The sequence below is a fragment of the Salinivibrio sp. SS3 genome (genome assembly GCF_001722105.1).
Classification (GTDB): domain Bacteria; phylum Pseudomonadota; class Gammaproteobacteria; order Enterobacterales; family Vibrionaceae; genus Salinivibrio; species Salinivibrio kushneri.
Window position 1 is genome coordinate 55,941 of sequence record NZ_MEBQ01000009.1, and the last position, 19,702, is coordinate 75,642.

General features: G+C 51.1%; 27 protein-coding genes. 3 read left to right on the forward strand and 24 right to left on the reverse strand.

Annotated elements, in window-relative coordinates; translation table 11 throughout:
- Nucleotides 1-2 precede the first annotated feature (2 nt).
- The 20 genes from BGL48_RS04890 to BGL48_RS04980 form a co-directional block, all read right to left on the reverse strand.
- Nucleotides 3-461 (reverse strand): hypothetical protein, encoded by a 459-nt coding sequence (locus BGL48_RS04890; protein ID WP_218089795.1) that lies wholly within the window; start codon nt 459-461, stop codon nt 3-5.
- Nucleotides 461-2,647, reverse strand: a complete 2,187-nt coding sequence (locus BGL48_RS04895) for a phage tail protein (RefSeq protein WP_069361605.1) — start codon at nt 2,645-2,647, stop codon at nt 461-463. Before BGL48_RS04895 ends, BGL48_RS04890 begins: the two co-directional genes overlap by 1 nt.
- Nucleotides 2,644-3,258 (reverse strand): phage tail protein, encoded by a 615-nt coding sequence (locus BGL48_RS04900; RefSeq protein ID WP_069361606.1) that lies wholly within the window; start codon nt 3,256-3,258, stop codon nt 2,644-2,646. Before BGL48_RS04900 ends, BGL48_RS04895 begins: the two co-directional genes overlap by 4 nt.
- The gene (locus BGL48_RS04905; protein ID WP_069361607.1) at nt 3,245-4,432 is read right to left on the reverse strand and encodes a baseplate J/gp47 family protein; all 1,188 of its coding nucleotides are present in this window, start codon (nt 4,430-4,432) and stop codon (nt 3,245-3,247) included. The genes BGL48_RS04900 and BGL48_RS04905 overlap by 14 nt, the downstream gene beginning before the upstream one ends.
- A complete protein-coding gene (locus BGL48_RS04910; protein ID WP_046074354.1) occupies nt 4,425-4,754 on the reverse strand; it encodes a DUF2590 family protein in 330 nt (109 codons plus the stop codon). Before BGL48_RS04910 ends, BGL48_RS04905 begins: the two co-directional genes overlap by 8 nt.
- Complete coding sequence (locus BGL48_RS04915) at nt 4,751-6,877, reverse strand: phage tail tape measure protein (protein ID WP_069361608.1); 2,127 nt, start codon at nt 6,875-6,877, stop codon at nt 4,751-4,753. The genes BGL48_RS04910 and BGL48_RS04915 overlap by 4 nt, the downstream gene beginning before the upstream one ends.
- Before the next feature lie 3 nt (nt 6,878-6,880).
- Nucleotides 6,881-7,069 (reverse strand): DUF6890 family protein, encoded by a 189-nt coding sequence (locus tag BGL48_RS16670; RefSeq protein ID WP_425589744.1) that lies wholly within the window; start codon nt 7,067-7,069, stop codon nt 6,881-6,883.
- A complete protein-coding gene (locus BGL48_RS04920) occupies nt 7,066-7,332 on the reverse strand; it encodes a putative phage tail assembly chaperone (RefSeq protein WP_069361609.1) in 267 nt (88 codons plus the stop codon). The genes BGL48_RS16670 and BGL48_RS04920 overlap by 4 nt, the downstream gene beginning before the upstream one ends.
- Nucleotides 7,329-7,577, reverse strand: a complete 249-nt coding sequence (locus BGL48_RS04925; RefSeq protein ID WP_069361610.1) for a hypothetical protein — start codon at nt 7,575-7,577, stop codon at nt 7,329-7,331. Before BGL48_RS04925 ends, BGL48_RS04920 begins: the two co-directional genes overlap by 4 nt.
- Nucleotides 7,578-8,162: a 3TM-type holin gene (locus BGL48_RS04930; RefSeq protein WP_069361611.1), complete on the reverse strand. Its 585-nt coding sequence runs from the start codon at nt 8,160-8,162 to the stop codon at nt 7,578-7,580.
- A gap of 2 nt (nt 8,163-8,164) precedes the next feature.
- Nucleotides 8,165-8,578, reverse strand: coding sequence for a YcbK family protein (locus tag BGL48_RS04935; RefSeq protein ID WP_077457549.1), 414 nt, complete (start codon nt 8,576-8,578; stop codon nt 8,165-8,167).
- Nucleotides 8,575-8,808 (reverse strand): TraR/DksA C4-type zinc finger protein, encoded by a 234-nt coding sequence (locus BGL48_RS04940; RefSeq protein ID WP_069361612.1) that lies wholly within the window; start codon nt 8,806-8,808, stop codon nt 8,575-8,577. Before BGL48_RS04940 ends, BGL48_RS04935 begins: the two co-directional genes overlap by 4 nt.
- Nucleotides 8,808-9,263, reverse strand: coding sequence for a phage protein (locus BGL48_RS04945; RefSeq protein ID WP_046074346.1), 456 nt, complete (start codon nt 9,261-9,263; stop codon nt 8,808-8,810). Before BGL48_RS04945 ends, BGL48_RS04940 begins: the two co-directional genes overlap by 1 nt.
- Nucleotides 9,263-10,384 carry a DUF2586 domain-containing protein gene (locus BGL48_RS04950; RefSeq protein WP_069361613.1) on the reverse strand — a complete coding sequence of 374 codons (1,122 nt, stop codon included), beginning with the start codon at nt 10,382-10,384 and terminating at the stop codon, nt 9,263-9,265. The genes BGL48_RS04945 and BGL48_RS04950 overlap by 1 nt, the downstream gene beginning before the upstream one ends.
- 2 nt (nt 10,385-10,386) lie before the next feature.
- Nucleotides 10,387-11,043, reverse strand: coding sequence for a virion morphogenesis protein (locus BGL48_RS04955; RefSeq protein ID WP_069361614.1), 657 nt, complete (start codon nt 11,041-11,043; stop codon nt 10,387-10,389).
- Complete coding sequence (locus BGL48_RS04960) at nt 11,027-11,503, reverse strand: phage tail protein (RefSeq protein ID WP_069361615.1); 477 nt, start codon at nt 11,501-11,503, stop codon at nt 11,027-11,029. The genes BGL48_RS04955 and BGL48_RS04960 overlap by 17 nt, the downstream gene beginning before the upstream one ends.
- Complete coding sequence (locus BGL48_RS04965; RefSeq protein ID WP_069361616.1) at nt 11,503-11,910, reverse strand: head completion/stabilization protein; 408 nt, start codon at nt 11,908-11,910, stop codon at nt 11,503-11,505. Before BGL48_RS04965 ends, BGL48_RS04960 begins: the two co-directional genes overlap by 1 nt.
- Nucleotides 11,911-12,008: 98 nt before the next feature.
- A complete protein-coding gene (gpM, locus tag BGL48_RS04970) occupies nt 12,009-12,725 on the reverse strand; it encodes a phage terminase small subunit (protein ID WP_069361617.1) in 717 nt (238 codons plus the stop codon).
- 2 nt (nt 12,726-12,727) lie between these two features.
- Entirely contained in the window at nt 12,728-13,780 is a 1,053-nt protein-coding gene (locus BGL48_RS04975; RefSeq protein WP_069361618.1) for a phage major capsid protein, P2 family, read from the reverse strand.
- Nucleotides 13,780-14,739 (reverse strand): GPO family capsid scaffolding protein, encoded by a 960-nt coding sequence (locus tag BGL48_RS04980; protein WP_069361619.1) that lies wholly within the window; start codon nt 14,737-14,739, stop codon nt 13,780-13,782. Before BGL48_RS04980 ends, BGL48_RS04975 begins: the two co-directional genes overlap by 1 nt.
- 190 nt (nt 14,740-14,929) lie before the next feature.
- Here BGL48_RS04980 and BGL48_RS04985 point away from each other — a divergent pair, with 190 nt between their 5' ends.
- The 3 genes from BGL48_RS04985 to BGL48_RS15975 are packed head-to-tail and all read left to right on the forward strand — an operon-like array spanning nt 14,930 to nt 18,250.
- On the forward strand, nt 14,930-16,714 hold the full coding sequence (locus BGL48_RS04985; protein ID WP_069361620.1) for a terminase large subunit domain-containing protein: 1,785 nt from the start codon (nt 14,930-14,932) through the stop codon (nt 16,712-16,714).
- On the forward strand, nt 16,711-17,754 hold the full coding sequence (locus BGL48_RS04990) for a phage portal protein (protein WP_069361750.1): 1,044 nt from the start codon (nt 16,711-16,713) through the stop codon (nt 17,752-17,754). The genes BGL48_RS04985 and BGL48_RS04990 overlap by 4 nt, the downstream gene beginning before the upstream one ends.
- A 58-nt stretch (nt 17,755-17,812) precedes the next feature.
- Nucleotides 17,813-18,250 (forward strand): ogr/Delta-like zinc finger family protein, encoded by a 438-nt coding sequence (locus tag BGL48_RS15975; protein WP_083238438.1) that lies wholly within the window; start codon nt 17,813-17,815, stop codon nt 18,248-18,250.
- On the opposite strand, the gene BGL48_RS05000 is transcribed toward BGL48_RS15975, so the two are convergent.
- The 4 genes from BGL48_RS05000 to BGL48_RS05015 are packed head-to-tail and all read right to left on the reverse strand — an operon-like array spanning nt 18,232 to nt 19,604.
- The gene (locus BGL48_RS05000; RefSeq protein ID WP_069361621.1) at nt 18,232-18,546 is read right to left on the reverse strand and encodes a hypothetical protein; all 315 of its coding nucleotides are present in this window, start codon (nt 18,544-18,546) and stop codon (nt 18,232-18,234) included. The genes BGL48_RS15975 and BGL48_RS05000 overlap by 19 nt on opposite strands.
- The gene (locus BGL48_RS05005) at nt 18,543-18,992 is read right to left on the reverse strand and encodes a hypothetical protein (RefSeq protein WP_069361622.1); all 450 of its coding nucleotides are present in this window, start codon (nt 18,990-18,992) and stop codon (nt 18,543-18,545) included. Before BGL48_RS05005 ends, BGL48_RS05000 begins: the two co-directional genes overlap by 4 nt.
- Nucleotides 18,993-19,009: 17 nt before the next feature.
- On the reverse strand, nt 19,010-19,219 hold the full coding sequence (locus BGL48_RS05010) for a hypothetical protein (RefSeq protein ID WP_069361623.1): 210 nt from the start codon (nt 19,217-19,219) through the stop codon (nt 19,010-19,012).
- Nucleotides 19,209-19,604, reverse strand: coding sequence for a hypothetical protein (locus BGL48_RS05015; RefSeq protein WP_069361624.1), 396 nt, complete (start codon nt 19,602-19,604; stop codon nt 19,209-19,211). Before BGL48_RS05015 ends, BGL48_RS05010 begins: the two co-directional genes overlap by 11 nt.
- Nucleotides 19,605-19,702: the final 98 nt, after the last annotated feature.

A 19,702-nucleotide genomic window follows, 5' to 3' on the forward strand; every position in this document is an offset into this window, starting at 1 on the left:
GGTTACTCCTGTGCTGGCGCATCCAGCGGTGAAACTGGGCGCGTCTCACCATCTCTGATGTACGGATTTCCGTCATCACCCGTTGATGTGTAGTTGCGTAGTTGTTGCGCGTATTGCGACCATGCCTCAACGGTTGCTTTTGCGCGCGGGTCGCTTGTCCAGTGATACATCAGCTGTACTTCTACTTTGTCGAGCTCGGATTTAACCCAACAATGCTCTTCGCGCGCGTGCTGCTGTGCTCGTTCTTCTTGAGATGGTGAAGTTATATCTCTAGCTTCTTGTTCACTAATCTGCACTAAATCCTCACTAATTAGTATTTTACTTCTTAGTTCAGCAATTAATGCTTCATTTTTGCCTTCTTGTTCCAGCGAAGAAATCTGAATATTTATTTCTTTGTCGTGTAAAAGGTCTATTTCTTCATATCCATAAACGTTGTCGTGTTCATCTTTGAAATAAATCATTAACTAAGTTCCTTCCAATAATTCATTTGAGTATTAGAGCCAGCTTTTCTGACTTTATATTTAGCTCCTTGGGGCACAACACAAATTAACTGCTGTGCCACTCCTGTTGTTGTTTCGTTTTTTGCTTCGCAAAACTCCTCACCGTTAAGATCGATTGCTACAAATCCGCCCTGACTTGATAAGCTTACGCGCAATGTGATGGTAATCGGTTTTGGCTTGTTGTTAGTGTAAGTAGACCCGATGATGCGATCTGAAGTTACATCCCGCAATACTTGGTCTTTACCGTACGCAACATGGCTGCTAGATGCTGGTGTCATATAAACAAAATCATCGCTTCTCTCAGCCTGAGTGTTGGTTGCTCTGTCTGTGGATTTGATTATTTCGCTAAATTCACCGTTTGATGAGTTCCATGTGTACAGGTTCGTTCCGATATAGTCTGTAATTATCGTGGTAACCTGACGACCCCCCAAGCCTCCAAGCCAAATCACATTGAACTTGTCTTGTGAAGTAATTCCTCCTGTTAGTCCTTTGATACCACCAAAGCACCTAAAGCTACGAAATCCAAGGTATCCTGATTGACCTATTAAATTATTTAGATCTACTTCACTATTTATAACTGGGGTTTTTCCGATCCCATACTTATTCAGTATCGCGTGGCCGCCAGCCGCATCTAACAGCTTATCATTAGTTCCAGATTCGGCTTCAGAGGTTGTTGCTTTTTCATCCTCAGTTAAAACAAACTCCCCATTAACTCGCATTTTCTTGGTGTTGGCTGGTTGAATGTTTGAGCAATCATCCCGATAAGCAACATATAAATTACTATTTACGGAGTAGCCGTCAAATGCGTATGCTTTCGAGCATCTATACTTTCCGACTTCCCCCAAATCAATTGCGAGATAATTTCTCCCTTCGTATGAACAAGTTATAGGTTTAATCTTACTGTAAGATGATGATGGCTCACCTAATGAAGAAACTGAAAAATTAACCACATCTCCATTGCTACTTATTGACACAGCAACGTCAATAATTAAAGATGATGCCATGCCTGAGGTTACGGAACGACCTGTTGAAATTCGACCCATAAGTTTTTTACTAGGTGCTATTTCGGCGAGGAGAATAACGTGTTCCATATCTGCATCTAGGTTTTCAGAGAAAACGTTATTAAATCTAGTTACTAGCTCGTTAATAGCGAACGTTGCAGACTTGCCGATACCATACTCGTTGATTAACGAATTTAAACCCTCAGCATCCGTCACTTTCCCTTTTTTACCTTGCTTGGCTTCTTCGATGGTCGCGATGGCGGATTTGGGGATGTATTGGTTATGCGGGTCTTCGGCATCTAAGTGCGCTTGCAGGCCGCCGCGTTGGCGCAGGTCTTCGATACTGCCGTCGCTGTTGATGTGTGCCAGCTTGGTGACGTAGTGGGGGCTGCTGTTCTGGGCGGTGTAGTCGGTGAGTTCGTCATTGCTGGCGACGATATCAAACAAGTTTTCCCAGTCGGATAGGGCGGTTCCATCTCGATAAGCGTCGATATATAGCGTTTTGGGTTTATCGGTAACGGTTTGCACTAGCGTATCGTTGAGCGCAACACGCAACCCGCCGATATACACCACACCGGGTGCAATTAGGTATTTATTTGCGTCAAAGTCATGCCGAGTTACTGCAAAGCCGTCCACAAACGCGGTATGGCCGTAGGTGTCGAGATTCACCAAGCGTAAGTCTTCATCCATTCCGCGTAATCGGGCGCTATAGTCAATCTGCCATGTTTCTGCGTCAATGGTCACATTGCCTGCCGCCGCTGCACCGTCGAACTGCATCATCAGCGATTTGGTCAGCGCCATGCCGACTTCTTTGGTTTCCGTCGCTTTGTGAACAATCACCCCGCAACTTTCCGGCACGTTCTTATCACGCAAGAACATAGCGTTGAATTGAAACGGTGCGACGGTGCCGGGGATCACCACGGAATAGACCACGGCGTTATCGCCAGATTTACCGATTTGGTCAACGTCTTGCTGATAGACCCATTGCCCCATAGGCGGCAGTGAGCTGTTTCGGTCGATGGGTGCGCTTGGGTCTAAATCGGGGATCATCGCAAAGACGACTTCGTTTAAATCCGTCGGCTTGTTGAGTGATGTTTTATTCTGGAGGTACTTTTCAAACTCCAGCGGGATTGCCGTTTGGCTCATTGTTTACTCTCCAGTGTTGCGATAAAGAGTTGCTGGTTGTGTTCAAAGGCACTTTCGCGGCCATTGAGCGTTACTTGATTTGATGCGCTGGCGGTGCAGAGCTGAAACGCATGTGAGAATTGATAAGTGCGCAGCGATAGCGTCACCGGATGTGTGACGTTGAATCGATAGCGGCGACAAGTACGCCCGTATTGCCGGATCATTGCGTTCATCAACCAGCTTTTTTGCGCGAGGTCGCCGTCTGCGGTTTCGATGGTTACCACGTCCCATTGAACAGGGTCTTGCCGTTCGTGAATGGCTATCCAATCAATCCCGAGCTTTTCAAACATGTTGTGGAACCCGTCCACCTCGCCACCATGACGCGCGAATTCGTAGGCATACGCGACACGAATACGGAATATCTCCTCGGGCTCACGCTCCAGTGGTGATATGTCGCGCTGCCAAGCTAGCAATCGCACCAATGGCATTGGCGCAGTAAGTGGGTCGTGCTGCTGCAATGGCATTTTTAGTGCTGCTTCAACATGGCCCCAGTACGCGCGCAAGCCTTTGGCGAACTTTGTAAGCTCGCCGCGGCCCATCCAGAACTTGAATTTGATATCAGGCAGGCGCAATGGTGACCTCCAGCGTGCGAATGCGTGGCACGTTCATCGCGGTGATAATGTCGCTGTTTTCAAAGTCCAGTGATTGAATGCCCGTGAAATTGGCGTGCAACTCTTTACCCAGCATCGAGAATGAAAAGCGACTCAATGGCTCGGTGCGTGTTACGTCAAAATCAGTGTTTTCGCGGAACGCGCAATGGATCAGCTGCTCGATATTGGCTTTTAGCTTGATGCGTTCATCATCGGTAAGTTCTGGCTCTGGCCATACAGTGACGCGCACATCCGTGTCTTTTTTGGGTAGCGCTTTTATCAGCAAGTCGTCACCGTGCCCGCGCTGGCCGTTGTCTTGGATATGCTTGTTTAGCATGGTCAGCATGTCGGGGGATGGATCGCCGGTATCTAGCAAAATATAGGCGTTGGCTGTGCCGGGGCCACGCGGTGCATTGTGCTCGAAATAGATGTTGTCATCTTGAATGCCGGCTTTTTCCATCAGCAGCGAACGGTAGGCGGCATCAATATGCCACTTGGCGACTGCCGACCACTGATTACGTACACGCAATCGCAGTTCGTCGTCGCTCTCTTCATCGGCGCCTACATCATCTAGCCAATCATCAGTATTGGTAACAGCACCGATGCCGTTCACAGACTCGGGCAAAATGTGGTAATACCCGCCGCCAAGGTTGTAGGCCGCGCCCGCGCGTTCGGCTTCCACTGGGGCGGATATGGTCTGCTGGTCTTCGGGCAGGGTCACGTCTTCAGTCACGCGCACGCGATAAACGGTGCCGTTGATGGGCTCGGTTTGTATCCACGTGTCTTTGGGGATAATCAATGCGGGCCCTTTGGCTGCGGCACGCTGAAACACAACTTTGCCGCGTGCTTTAAATGCGGGTTTAGGCGTAATGCGTACCGCCCATGCCATCATTTTTAGCCACTCACCGGCTGAGGTAGCCAAAAACATGTTTGGCAGGATGTAGCCAACCAGCAAGGTGTTAATCAACCAGGTTGTGCATACAATCACGGCTTGTTCAATCATCCGCCAGAACGGTGAAAAGCGGCTGTCGTTGTTGATGGTTGAGCCGGCTTTTTCCATCTCATCTTGCAGCACTTTGCGCCATGCTTTGGCATCGGTGGGTATACCTGCCTCTTTGACGATTTTCTTGTAATCCGGTTTTGGGATATCAGCCATTTAGCACCTCTAATTCCATCTCGCCAAAGTCTTGAGTGATTGCGAATATCCAGAGCTTGCCGAGCTCTGGCTCTTCAATGCGTACAGTACCCGGCACAATGCGCTTGTCTTCTTCAACCAGCAGTTCGATTTGCGTTTTAATGTCTTCACGACGGGCGCGGGACTTCTCGCCGACCAAATCCACGGCATAACCTGACTCGATGATCGCGTGCTTAATGTCTTGGGCGATAACCGCACGGTCTTGAATCATCACGGGGTTGCGGCCGTCATCGAGTACCACATCACCGTTTTCAATCAGAATGTCTTGATAGAGATAACTCATGGCGTGTTCATCTCCAGTTCGGTGGCGAGGTCTTGCGGGTTATTCATTTGCTGGGCGTAAATGCTGACACCGCCATAGTGGGTGGCGTTGGTTTGGTAGCTCGCCATGGCACGAGCGGCACCGCCACGTTGCACTTGGTTGCGTGGGGTGGCACTTGCAACGGCTTGTACTTTTTTACCTGGCTGTTCGTCGTCATCGCCTAAGCCGGGGATCCAGCTAACGAGGTCTTTGGCTTCTTCGATGACGCCATCAAACATGCTGGTTAACCAAGCAAACATGTCATCAAAAGCAGCTTTAATGTCGTCAGTTATCTGGAATAGGAAATCGAACCCTGACACGTCTTGGAAGCCTGACATCACCCATTGCCAGCCAGCGGATACAAATTTGAAGAAGTAGCTGAAAGCGCGCAGCGCCACACCGATGCTGAACACAAACCCTGAGAACAGATAGACGACGCCAGTGCGAATTACATCAAGTAGGTAAATAAAGGGCTGAAACGCCTGAATGATGGCTTTGAAGACGAACGAAGCGACCTGCCACAACAATTTAATGACAAAGACAATGCCTTTACCTATTCCCATGATGATATATCCAATCAAGGTCAGAATAGGCTTCATCGCATCGAACAATGCGCGGCATGCGGCTACCGCCTCTTGGCCAAAGAAATCGAAAGCTTGGAAAATAACGGTATCACCGAATGCGGCGCGTAAATCATCCCAGTAATAGATCAGCGCTCCAACCGCGGCGATAGCGGCTGCGATGCCAGCAACAACCCACATGATAGGGTTAGCCATCATCGCGGCATTAACTAATGTGATTGCTTTGGTCAGCAACGGTAAAATACCGGCTAATGCCTTCGTAACTCCCACAGCAAAGTCGGTTGCGAAAGTCCACGTTAGCATCACTTGTTTTCCAATGCCCATCATCAACGTTGCAGCACCGCCGGCAGCGGCGAGGCCAAAAAACGCCAGCGTGGCATAGCCAATGTATTTAGTGAGGTTGGGGAATAGCTCTGTCCATTTGATGATCTCGCCAGCTCCATCGGCCAGTGATGACAGCACAGGCACGAGTGAGGGCAGCAAGGCCGCGCCAAATGCAGTACGAATAGCAAAGATACCTTGCTCCATCCGCTGCCATTGGTCGGTCATGTCTTTGGCCATGTTGATGGCGGTATCCAGCGTGGATGCCTCGTTTAAGTCACTAACGCTGGACTGCAAATCTTTGGTTTTGTTGATCAGGTCGGTTACCACCATGACGGCCTCATCCGAACCAAACGCCTTTTTGATTTGCGCAATCTCCATGGAATCGAGCTCACCAAACTGGTTGCGCAGCTTGTTCATGATCTCGTACATGGGGAGCATCTTGCCGTTGGAATCGGTAAACGCCATGCCTAATTGGTCTTGCGCTTTCACCACGCCGTTCAGGAATGCTTTATAGCGCGTACCTGCTTCACTGCCTGACATACTGCCCTGCAACAAGCCCAGCACTGACATCTGCTCTTGAATCGCAATGCCTTGGCTTTTACCCAGCGCACCCACGGATTTAAAGGCATCCGACATGCCTTGCCCGGTAGTTTTGAACATTTCCACCGATTTGGCGGTCATGCCTGCGAGCTGTTGCGCCCAGTCGTCTTTGCCAATGGCTTCGGCTTGGTCCTTGAACACCGAATACATGGTGCCCATGTAGCTGGTAATGGTTGCTGCATCGGCTTTCGTCGCTGCCGCTAATATCGCACTACTGCGTGTAACGCCTGCGAGTTGATCACCACTTAGCTCGCCCATGGCTGACTTGATGTCATAACTCGCGCCCACGAACTCGGTGGCAGACTTGCCGTATTCAACACTGAATTTAAGTGCGGTTTGTGTCAGTTGTTTGAGTTTGTCATCCGCCACCCCAAGCGATTTCACTTCACCGAGTGCGCGGTCCATCTCGATGGCTGGCATCATTGCCTGTTTTAACGCATAACCAGACGCCACCATGCCAGCCGCACCTGATGCCATGGTGTAACTAGCATCGCGGTAGCCCTCGGTGAATTGGTTCATCTGGCGCTGGATATTACCGAGCGGCTTGCTGATTTGGTCAACAAGTCCAACTGTAAATCGCAGCGGTTCGGGTAAACTCATGCGTTAGCCTGTAAATCCTTTGGCAATGCCGTTTGCGGTGGCTGTTGCCATGTTCTGCCAGTATTCTTTCTCTAACCACATGGCGCGGGCGATATCTCGCTCGTTATCCTCGCCATGTGGTAGCCATTTACGTCGATATGTGAGCAGCTTTGCCAGGTCGCTATGCTCAATTGCCGCGACCTGCTGCTCTATTTTTTTACCGCGATATTAACCTTTGGCGCGTACTCCTGCATTAACACCCCAGCAAGCTGAATGGCTGCCCCTGGGTTCTCTTCATTGAGTTCGCGCAGTGCTGGCTTGCTGTCTTCTGTCGCGCTTTGCATCACAAAGTTATGCGCCGCATCCGAAATGTTGCCCTGGGCTACTTGTCCCATGTAATCCGCGTACAGCTCTGGCGTGGGTTCAAAATGGGTATCTGTGCCCGAGACGGTGAGTACGATTTTTTTCTGAGTCATGATGTTTCTCGCTCTTTTTCTAGCAGTTTGTAAATGCGGCTGAATCCAGCTTCCATTTGTCGTTCAACGCGCTCGGTCATGTCTTTTACGTCATCTTTGGTTGCGTAATTTTCCGCAACGTGGGTTTTGTGCTCTGACAGCTCGCGGGCAACCGCGCCAATACGATTTACAACGGCAATGGCGACGCCTCCGATGGTTATGAGCACACCCAAAGCCGTAGCAACGGCAGTTACCCAATCTGCCATCTATCCCCCTTTTACTACCTTTTTCAGCGCGCCCACCGCGCCTAGCGGCTTCACTCCTTTGGCCACTTGCTTGTCCTGGCTGCGCTTGTGAATGCTGATACCAAGCACCGCCAGCGCGACACTAAATAGCGGCGTTAGGGCAACCACGGCATTAATCATGTCTGCTGCGTGCTCGGGTGATGCAACCAGTGCGTAAGCAATACCAGCAAAGAGCAGGCACCAAGCCACGCACATGGCATAACCGAACGTTGGCCGCCAGCGCCGTACATATGGATCATTGCTAGCCAGCTCTGCTTGCATGGTTGCATGTTGCTGGGTGAGTTGGTTGCGCCGCTCTTCGCTCTCAATCTTGGATTGCTCCACAGACAGTTCACGCAAGCGCACGCGCTCTTCAGATTCCAGCTGCTTGAGCTTAAGCAGTGCCTCGGGATTGGCTTTCAACTCTTGCTCGATAGCATCGGGCGTGTTTTCAACGCCCAGCGCGCTGGCAACCATGCCACCCACTGCGGTACCCGCGGGCCCACCGATTAGCGTGCCAATCATGGGGGCAGCTGTACCGATGATTTTTTTAACGTTGTCCCACATAGTTAGTAGCTCCAGATATGAGGGCGAGGGCGGCGAGGCGCGGCTTGGGCATCATCTAAGTGAATGAAACGTCCGCCACCTTTTTGAGCAACACCAATCCCCGTGAACCCATAACATTGCGCCACCGCAATTAATTGCAGTGCTTCATTGCCACGAACGGCGATATCTACGGCTTTACCCATGTTGTGTGTGCCGGGCTGCTTCTTCTTAGCTTCTGCGGGGTGGTTCGCGCAGCGGTAGCCACTAGTGATGATGAATGGGATCCCCATTTCTTCACGCACGGTTTGTAGCTTGTCGAGTGTGTACGCATCCATTTTTAGGCCAGACGCTTCACCACACTTACCGCATTTACAGGCGAACTCTTTGGGTAAAAAATTCGGCCAACGGTTTTTGAACTGGTCGATGGTTACTGTCATCGCGTTAACCTCGCTCGTTTTTCTGCATCGGCTGCGCACTCGATGCAAAGAGTGACGTGTTGCTGGGCGGCTCGCAGTGCGGAGGGGATTTCCTCGCCGCAATCAAGGCAATGCGTTTGGCTGTGCGCGTGTTGGTTTTGCGCACGGGCCGTGGTTGCCAGTTGCCGTTCCAGCGCCATTTGGGTGAATTGGGCTTCAACGCCGCTTGCATGGTCTAAGTAATCCGGCATCAGTTAACCAAGTCCTCTATCTCGTCTTCACGCAGATAGGGCACGCCGTTGATGTGAACAAAATCCGGGCTGGTCACTTCGTAGGGGATCTTGTGCATCAGTGCGCTACCACCGTTGGCATCGACGTCGAGCAGGTCTGAGATTTTCAAGCGGATGCCAAACATCTCGACTTTCAACTCGTCTTTGTTGGTCTTGCCGTAGCCCATGGCATCGAACTCTGGCAAAGCGCGGAATGCGCCTGCGTTCTCTGCCGCTTTCATTAGCAAGTTAAAGTTGGTGGTGGTCAGCTCGATTTCGCCGGATGCTTCCACATCACCTTCCACCCAGCCGTCTGGTACGCCGTTGGATTTATTGGTGGCGCTGTTATCCGTGATTGAACACGTCCATTTGCTGGCCACGATTTTCAGGTCACCGATGTTAAAGCGCAGGTTCTTACCAGAAATAACAGTGCTCATTAGGCCTCCGCGTCTGCTGGGTTAGTCAGGTCAAGCGCAATGTTCACAACAATGTGCTTGGGGCAGTTGTGCGGACGTACTATCAAACCAATGTTCACCTTGGATTTGGTCATCCACTGAATAGACACATCACCATCGCGTGGGGGCATGATTTCGCCGGGGAACGTAATGCCGCCAATCTCGGTGGTTTTACTCATTTGGCGCATGTCTTTTGAGAAATACTGCTTGTTCATCTCAATCGAACGCGGGGTGGAGTTGAGGATCTTGTCACCGATGCGGCGAATGGCTTTAACACGCACACGACGGTTCAGCTTATGAACAGGGCGAACGTACTCAATAAATTGGTAGTCACCGCCTTTGGCTTCGAGTGTGGTGCCATCACTCCAGTAGACACCCTCATAGTCGGGGTACCACTGCGGCACCGAATAGCGCACTTTTGCGAGGGCACCCAGCGTTGCCATTTCTAGTGGCTTCGTTTCGCTATCAACGGGTGCGGCGCCCAATGAGGTGACGGGCCCAGTTGCAACGCGCATGGGGGTATCGGCTACCGTTACTACGCGATTGCATAATCGGCCAGCGAGCACGCCTGCATTGTTGCCGTGCAGCTGCGGCACCGGCACTACCATGTTCGCGGCAACGTCTTCTACCAGCTCCACCATTGCGTTGGTGTATTCCGACCAGGTTTGCGCGGCTTTATCGATGCCGGGCACGGCGGCAATAAAGAACTGCCAGCGTCCTAGTTTGGCGACTAGCGTTTTGTGCAGAGATTGCATCGCGTTAAAGTCGCTTTTATCGGTTGTAGGGTCGAGCAATACCACGCCCTCGAACGAGTCGTGATCGTTCGCTTGCTCAACGGCATCAACCCAGCTACCTGCTTCAGGCAAGCCGTAAATGGCGGCTGTCCAGTTTTGCCCGCCCTCGGTTTGCGCGGCTTTAATGTTTTCGCCCAGCGCATCATCGGCAACCACTTCGTTGAGGTCGGTCATCGCGTTAACGCGAGTTAGCGTGTTTTGCAGCTCGGTTTTAGTGGTGTTGCCCACGAACAGCAAGTGCCGCTCGATTTCAGGAATACCACCTTGGCCGAGGTTTAAGTTGTTTATCTGTACCTTGCCCAATGCCATTGCTATTTCCTTTGTTTTGCCTGCTCGAAGATCTTCACGAGTTGGCGGTTAACGTCGGTTTTATTGCTGCCGAGGATTTGCCGCTCCGGCAACGGAATATCCCAAGCGCGCTGCTGGGGTTTGTTACTTAGCTGTCGAATTAACAGCCCGCATTGGCCGTGACTTAGGTTTGCTTGAATCCACTTGAGCGTGGGCTTTTTGCGTCCTCGGCCTGATTTTGTGCTTACCGTGTAACCCACCTCGCGTAGCTTGCGTGCCATGCCTCGCGATGCGGGGGCGTTGTAATCCGGCTTGCCAAACCGCTTTTCCATCTGTCGCGCGGTCACTCGTTGTGCTTGGCCCAAGTAATGACGCGCTGCTATTTGGGCGGTGAGCTTGTTTTTCCACGTCAGGTCTAATTCGGTTGCGTTGTGCCTAACGTAGGGCTCTAACCCTTTTGCCATGCGACGCATCACTTTCTTGCGTCCGCTCTTGCGCTGCTCTAGCGCTTGGCCATCAATGCCTTTTTGCTGCCGAATGCGCTGGCGTGTGTTTTGCCGTTCCCAGCGTCCTAGTGTTTTTAATATCCACGTCCGCTTACGTCGCGGTAGCGCCAGCATTGCCAGCTTTTCGTTGAAATTGAGCGCATCGCGCTGATTAACTTCAATCGTTGGACGCATTGGTAATTTCCGCTTCTGTTGCGGTCCAGATATCCACTGGCTGCACGTGATACTGCTCGCCGCGATAACTAATCAGTCCGTTTTCGTCTGGTACCATTTCCACTTGCTCGAGCATTTCAAGCTCGATGGCTAAATCTGCGGTTTGCCAATCAATCACATCGATTGCCATTTCGGGATCGGCTAAATCGTGGTCTTTTCGGTCGCTGTCGTAATCCGATAGCCAGCACGCGACAAGCGCCAGAATATTGCGCGCGTCCATTTGTCCATGCGGAAACGCTTCAATACTGATCACTGCGCGATAGCGCCAATCGGCAATGATGTATCCGCCGTTTCCTCGGTCTTCGCCGTTCACTTCAATGCTGGCGTTCTCCTGCCATGCATCAATTTTGTTATCGAGCACTGCGCCTTTGATGTGCTCAATCATGTATTGGGTGAGGTGCTCCAACTTAGTGATTGCCATTAGATCAGCTCCACTCCGTTGGCACTGCGCCCTAATATCAGCGCAATATCTCGATTGCTCTGGGCACGAAACCGTGCATCTTGCTCTGGTGCATCTTCTGCGGCGTTCTCGGCCTCATCGCGGCGGCTTTGGGTTGCAAACTCGGGCAGCAAATCCGCGTGAGCGCGGCTATAAACGGCGCGCTTGTATGCCAGCAAAAGTCCACCGGTTAGCGTTGAGCGGTCAATGTCAGCTAACTGGTTTTGCACTGCTTGCGCTGCAATGCTTACTGCCATCGCAATACTGTTTTCATCGAACGTGAACGCTATGCGGCGCAGCGAACGAAACTCACCCGTTGACAGCGCAGGCCAGCCATTGGCTGGAATGTCTGTGTTTTGTGTTTCTGGTCGTTTGCCGCCTAAGCTCATGTCGTTCTCCTAATAAGTGCGCCCTGGCCACTGGGTCGTTTGCAGTGTTTGGCTGTGCCAACATGCATCGCCAGCCGGGCGCGTGGCGGTAGGGAGCCTTACAAATTCTTCCCCGTTTCCAACGCGTTGATGCGCATTGCTATTTTGTTCATCATGGTTTTCACGCCCACTTTCGCGTGGTAGTTGTGCGCTTGCTCAAGCAGCGCGTAAGCAGTTGCCAGTGTTTTTTTATCGCCCACGGTGCTGGGGCGTGGTCTGCCGTTTTCGTCGCGTAGCAGCATCAAGCCCGCGAATTTGAACCACTTGGCATTCACTTTTTCGTGTAAGCGCCAGTCGTCGCGAATCTTCGTGAACACCTGCGAAAAATACGGCTCGATGCTTTCGCCGTTTTCGGCTTGGCGTTCGCACCAGTCGAACACTTGGTCGGCGCAAAACGTCGGCCAGTTTCGCTTCATGAATTCCGGTGTTGGTATGTCGCGTTCTATCGCTATCAAACACCACTCGATGGCTTTCTCGAGGTCTTCGACGTCGAACAGCCACACAAGCACGTGGGCAAAAAGTGGGTTTTGATAGCGGTCGCCTGAATCAATAAACGCTTGCGCGAGTGGCTGGTACTTGGGTAGCAGCACATCACGCTTGTGTTTAATGCGATCAGCAATTGCGGCAAAGCGGTGGCGCATGGCTTGAACGTCTTCATCGAGCTCAATCAACTTAATGTGTAGTGAGTCGGTATCGACGTCCTGACCAAGCGGGGCAGACTGCCCCGCTTTTTGAGCCAAGATTGCATCACGTTGTTTACGTAAGCTGCTAACCATGATTACGCCTGCGTAGTGTCGTCTGCGGTTGGCTCTTCAGTAGCCGTCGTTGCAGTTGGGTCTACAATGGTCACGCTTTCAATGGCCGCAAATTTCTCTAAGTTGCCAACGGCATACCCTTCGTAACGTAGGTATGAGTTTTCAAACTGCTTGCGGTCATCTTCGTTACGCGCTTTGCGATACTGCGTGCCCTTTTGAGTAAGGATTTGTAGGTTCTTTAGCGAGGTTACCCATAGCTGATCTTTCTTGAAGAACGGCGCGATGTAGGCATTTTTGCCATCGATGGTTTTTGCTAAAGACTGCGCGGCACGATGCTCCGTTGGTGTGTTAGCTGCACTGAGTAAACGATGTTGCTCAGCAGCAACCAGATCACGACCCGGCAATACCACTAAATCCGTATCGTCTTGGAAGACTTCATGGATTGTTGTGTTCACAAGGTCATTAACCAATGCATCAAGGTTTTTGTAGCTCCCCGGCGTTGCACCGGATGGGTCAATAGTCGCAGAGGGCAACACTTGCTCTGATGCTTTCTCTTTAACGATTTGCAGCCAGCCTTTGTTGACGTCTTCACCGTTGGGGTATTTGCTTGGATCTGTGTTTTCTTCGACTTTGACGCCATGAAAACCGATACGCAGCATATCGAGCGCAAAATGACGTGTGGCGGCATTGTTCATTAGTTTAATGAACTCACCGGGCTTACCACTATTTGCCCATTGGGATAGTGTTTCCCACGCGATACATGCGCACGAGTCTGTTTCGAACAACTCGAAAGTATTCCCACTTTTATCGAGTGAACCGCGGTGGCGCGCATTTTTCTTACGTCCTGTGAGTAGGCCGCCGGTTCCTACATCGATAACTTGCCCTTTGACCTGATCAGCAGGCAACAATGAAATCATCCGTAGAAACGCATCAGATTCCAGAATGGCTTGGCGCAGTTTTGTTTCGATGACTGGTGAAACAGAAAACTGGCTCTGAGGGTTCTCTGTGCTGTAACCATCTCGCAGAGACTTGAAATATTCGCCTAAATATTTGGCGGCGGTCGCATTCAATCCCATTACAGCGCCTCCACTTTAGTTTCGCCACCACCTGTGCCGTCCGGACGCTGTCCGGGTGCTTCTTGGGTTAGCGCGTTGAATTTGTTTTCCAAGCCATCGAGCTTCTCAACAACGGGGTTGATGGCATCGCTAAACGCTTTGCTCAATTGCTCCGCGTTAAACTGCGCTGGTTGCTCATTGCCTTGTCCTTGTTCGCCTTGTTCAGCATTTGGCTGGCCGCCATCGCCTTGGCTGTTGTCGCCGGCTGCTGGCTGGCTGAACGAGTTCACTTTGTTTTCAAGTGCGCCCAGCTTGTCGCTAAACGGCTTTAGCTGTTCAGCCAGTGCGGCTTTTAGTTGCTCTTCGGTCACGTCGGTGTCCTCTGGTTCGGTGTGGTTGGTATGTGGTGCGCTCTCCCCAAATAGCCCACCGAATAGGTTTTTAAATCCACGGAAAAACGCGACGGCTTCTTTCACGTCGTGTTCGTTGGTGTCTGGGTTGGTGCTGTCTGGGTCTTGGGTAAAAACAAGGCTTTCAAGCTGGCTGTATTCACGCTGCTTTTCTTCGGTGCCAATGCTGAATTTCAAGCGCGTGGTGCCCGTGCTGGCGGGGGAATCGGTCACAGCAAGGCCTCGCAGGTAGCAACGGCCAGAGCCTTTGTAGTCGGGGTCTGCTTCGATGCTGGTAAACAGCTTTTGGCCGTCTTTGTTGGCAAGCAGTAGGTAATCGTTGGCGGTGATTTTTGCGTAAAGGCGCAATGAGTTGCCTTTCTTGGCTGCTTTGAGTTCATCCACGGTGCCCCAGTTCTTGCCGTCAAAGGGCGCCCAGCTAGATCGGAAATGCTCTGGCCAGATTAGCGCTTGATACTCATCGGGTGAGTATTGCGCCGCCATGTCTTTAATCCATGCTTCGGTAATGGTGCGGCCATCAACGGTAGCGCCAGCAGTTGCGACAATAATCCAGCCAGTTTGCTTGCTCATTTGCTCATTTGACCTTTCTCGTTAATGCGTTTCGGTAATGCGAATGCGTTATCAATTACCGCAAACATACGCCGCTGAATAACTCCTTTCATCAACGTGCGTTCTTCAAAATTCGGATCTAGCGCATATCCGAATAAAGCCGAATTTCAGTTGGTTATGTGGTGGGTTTGGCGGCGTACTATTGCCGCATATGGCATATACACCGGAAACACGACAAGCGGCGCGCGCACTCTATTTAAAGGCGTGGACGCCCAAAGAAATCGCTAGCGAATTGGGGCTGGGTAGTGAACGAATTATTTACTACTGGGCAGACAAATACGGCTGGCGCGACATGCTGCGCGAACAAACCGTGGATGAAGCGATAGCTACACGAATAGCCACGCTACTCGAAACACCGGACCCGACGAAGAACCAGCTCGATATGCTGGATAGGCTGATTGCGCATCACACCAAGTTGAAGAAAATGCGTGCAGCAGAACAGCTCAGCCAGAGCGAGCAGCCGAGCCAACCAAGCAAGGGGAGCAAAGGCCAGCGCCAAGCATCGAGCAATAGCGGCGGTGGCAGCAGTAAGGGCGGGAAAAAGAAAAAGCTCAAAAACGATATCAGCGAAATCACGGAAGATGATTTTGCCGAGTGGCACCACAGCCTATTCGCGTATCAAAAGGTGATGCGCGAGAACCTGCACCAGCGCATTCGTAACATCTTAAAATCACGCCAAATCGGCGCTACCTACTACTTTGCCGGGGAAGCGCTGGAAGATGCGATTTTATCCGGCGATAACCAGATTTTTCTCTCTGCATCACGCGCCCAAGCCGAGGTGTTCCGGCGCTACATTGTTGCCATTGCTCGCGAGTTCTTAAACATTGAGCTCACGGGCAATCCGATGGTGCTGAGCAATGGTGCAGAGTTGCACGTTCTCTCGACCAACTCTAAAACCGCGCAGAGTTACCATGGCCATGTTTATGTCGATGAATACTTCTGGATTCCGAAATTCGACGAGCTGAACAAATTGGCGTCAGCGATGGCGACGCATAAAAAGTGGCGTAAAACCTACTTTTCAACGCCATCAGCCAAAACGCATCAAGCCTATCCGTTCTGGACGGGCGACACGTGGCGGCAAGGCCGCGAGACTCGCGCCAAAATTGAATTCCCCACTTTTGATGAATACCGCGATGGCGGGCGGTTGTGTCCTGATAATCAATGGCGCTACGTCGTTACGATTGAAGATGCCGCGGCGGGCGGCTGTGACTTGTTTGATATCGACGAACTGCGCGACGAATACAACAAAGACGATTTCGACAATCTGTTTATGTGCGTGTTCGTGGATGGTCGCAACTCGGTATTCAAGTTCAGCGCGCTGCAAAAAGCGATGAAAGACTCGTCGCACTGGAACGACTTCTCACCCAACGAGGGACGGCCATTTGGTGATCGCGAAGTGTGGCTGGGTTATGACCCAAGCCGCACACGCGACAACGGCTGTTTAGTCGTGATTGCACCGCCAGCCGTCGCGCCCGAGCGGTTCCGTGTGCTCGAGAAACATTACTGGCGCGGCCTCAATTTTCAGTACCAAGCCAACCAAATCGATAAAGCCTTTGAGCGCTACAACGTGACGTACCTTGGTGTTGATACCACCGGCATTGGCGCGGGTGTGTGGGATTTGGTCAGTGCCGCACACCCGCGTGAAGCACACGCCATTCACTATTCCAGCGAAAACAAAAATCGCTTGGTACTCAAAATGATTGATGTGATTGAAGCAGGCCGGCTCGAGTTTGACGCCGAACACAAAGACATTGCGATGGCATTTATGGCGATTAAGCGCGTGCCAACTAAAACCGGCGGGGCGATGACTTTCCGCGCCGAACGCGACGCGACAACAGGCCACGCCGACGCCTTTTGGGCCATCGCACACGCATTGATTAATGAGCCGCTGGATCACACCACCAAACGCAAATCGACATGGGCAACAGCAGCATGAGCAGAAAAAAGAAGCAGCAGTACAAGCAAGACGCACAAGCCGACGAACAAACCGAGTCATCCACGGTTTTTAGCATCGATGGAAATGCAGAAGCGGTGAACTCAGACAGCTGGCTGACTGAATACAGTGAACTTTTTTATAACGACATGGATGATTACTGGGAGCCGCCGATTAGTCGTACTGGTCTGGCGCGTATCCCCAACGCCAACGCTTATCACGGTAGCTGCTTGATTGCGCGTGCTAACTATGTGAGCGCGCGCTTCACTGGCGGTGGCGGGATGAAGCGCCGCGAGATGCAGCAGTTTTTGCGCGATTACTTTACGTTTGGTGATGCAGCACTGCTCAAGCTGCGTGATTACTTTGGGCGGGTTATTGGGCTGTGCCCGTTGCCGTCAATGTACCTACGACGCCGCAAAAACGGCGATTTTGCGTTGCTTGAGCGTGACGATAAGCAGCGCACCTATCGCGCGGAAGATGTGATATTTCTGCCCCAGTACGATCCGCAACAACAGGTTTATGGTTTGCCGGATTACTTAGGCTCGCTGCAATCTTCGCTGTTAAATGAAGATGCTACCTTGTTTCGCCGTCGCTACTACAAGAACGGGGCGCACATGGGTTACATTTTTTACGCCACGGACCCGAATTTATCGAAAGACGACGAGCAGGAACTCAAAGAGAAAATTCAGGCGAGTAAAGGGGTGGGAAATTTCCGCAGTATGTTCGTCAATATTCCCAACGGTGCCGAGAAAGGCATTCAATTGATACCGGTTGGCGACATTGCGACAAAAGATGAGTTCGAGCGAATCAAGAATATAACCGCTCAAGACGTTCTGGTCGGGCATCGCTTCCCAACCGGCAAAGCGGGGATTATCCCTCAAAACGTGGGCGGCCTTGGTGACCCGGAAAAGGTCGGGCGTGAGTTCGCGCGCGATGAAATTATCCCAGTTTGCGAACTCGCAATGGATGAAGTGAACGCGGACAAAGAAATACCGCCACGGTTAAAACTTAAGTTTGATATGACGATACCTGGTGAGTCGTAACGCTGTACAAACATCCAGCCTTTACTTAGTATTTACTGAGTCAGTCGGGGGAGGTGTTATGCGAGTTTATTGCCAATGCGGCGCGGTGGCACACGCGCCAAAACATCAACAAAACGGTGATAGCAGTGATTTGCACTGTGTGTGCAGCGATCCAAACTGTGGGCACAGTTTTGTGCAGGCCGTGGGCTATAAACACACCTTGCAGCACAGCAAGCTAAGTTTAGAGCAGGGCGCTTTTGTGAAACAGAAGCGCATTTTTTGTGGCTGCGGCTCCCGCGCGCGGATCACAAAAACCAATCGACTCTCGCAAAACTGTGCTGATGTTTACTGCCAGTGCACGAACGCTGACTGCGGCCATCAGTTCGTGGCGTTCTCCCACTACCACAGCCCCTTATCGCCAAGCGCGAAAACGACTGATGAACTCGCCAGCGCGCTAATCAAATCACTCACGCCAGAGCGGCGCAAAAATCTTCATACTCAACTTTCTTTGTTTTGAGCATTTATCTCGATACGAGTGAAGTTCAGCTTTCTATCCAGTGCATATAACGTGGCGTCGTGATTGGTAAAGGGCACGCCGATGATGTTTACGCCGATTTTTTTAAGCAGCGCTTGGCGCTTCGCTTCGAGTTCCGCCGCCTTTTCGTTTGATGCTGATAGCAAGTTCTCGTAAAAATTATTAACCTCGACAGCAAGCGTCTCAATCTCGTCAATGTGGGCAATGACGGCGCTTGAATCAGCGCCGGCATCGAACAGCAGGTTTAGTTCGTTGTGCGTGAGTAGTGTGTAGTTCATTCCGCCACCTCGGCGATTTCTCCGCGGGCCATTCTCAATGTTGCGCCCTCGTAATAAAAAACGCTGACATTTTTACCGATGCAGTCAGACGGGTGTTTGCCATCTAGCTCGCTATCCCACACATTGCCAACAATGCCAGAATGGAGCCTCACTTTGTACGTAGTCACTTTTGACATCAACAGCGTGAAATAGTGGTCTCCCGTTACAATGCCGCATTCTTTTTGCAACCTGACCAACAACGCATAAACACCGTCGCCAGTGATATTTTTACTGCCGTGAAATTTCATCAGCAAGTTGAGCATTTTTTGGGCTTTAGGATGCTCCACGAATTTTTTACTGCTACGAAGGTGCGACACTTCCCCGCCGCCCAGGTGCATGACCACAACACAGTCATCCGATATCTCATAATGCAGATCTATGATTTTTTGCTCGATGGTTTGTTTCATTTCCCGCCCCGCTATGCTCACTCGTTTTTAAGCGCTTCTTCTAAGTCTGAAATCATGCAGTGCATCGCGTATTCCGTACCCGAGCCTTTCACTGCTCGATCTATTGCCGATTTGGTTGGCGCCGTTCCTCGCACTGACTCAATCAGCTTCAACGCCTTTCGCTGGCTTCCAGCCCTGCTAACCAGGGCTGAAAGTTTTTCAGCAAGATTTTGCTTTTTATTCATCATGCGCCACAATCTCGCTTGGCTTTTCCCAGTCGCACATATTGCTTTCGTCGGTTTCGTTGTCTGGGTCGTCACTGATAACATCCCAGAGAACAGTAAAGTTTTCGCCGTTTTCGTTAACAGCTATCGCTTGGTACTGATTTCCGCTATCGCAGATGTGAGCGTTTTGAGTGAGCGCGTATTCACCGCCTTCAAATTCAACAGAATCAAACTCGTCTTTATATAGCTCAAAAAGCGCCAGCTTTATTTGTTCTAGCCACTCACTCTCTGAAATTTTCCACGCTTCCATATCTTCAGCGTCAGCATCATTAAGCAAAGAAGCCTCTAGCTCAGCGATTGTGTTTTGGTCGTAGCACGCTGCAGCGAATGTATTATCTTGAATTGACATAATGTTTTCCTTATTTGCCGGTTTTGCTAATCCGTTTGATTAGCTTATGTGTTTACTATAACGCCCCGATTCGGGGCAGTCAAACGGTTAATAATAGA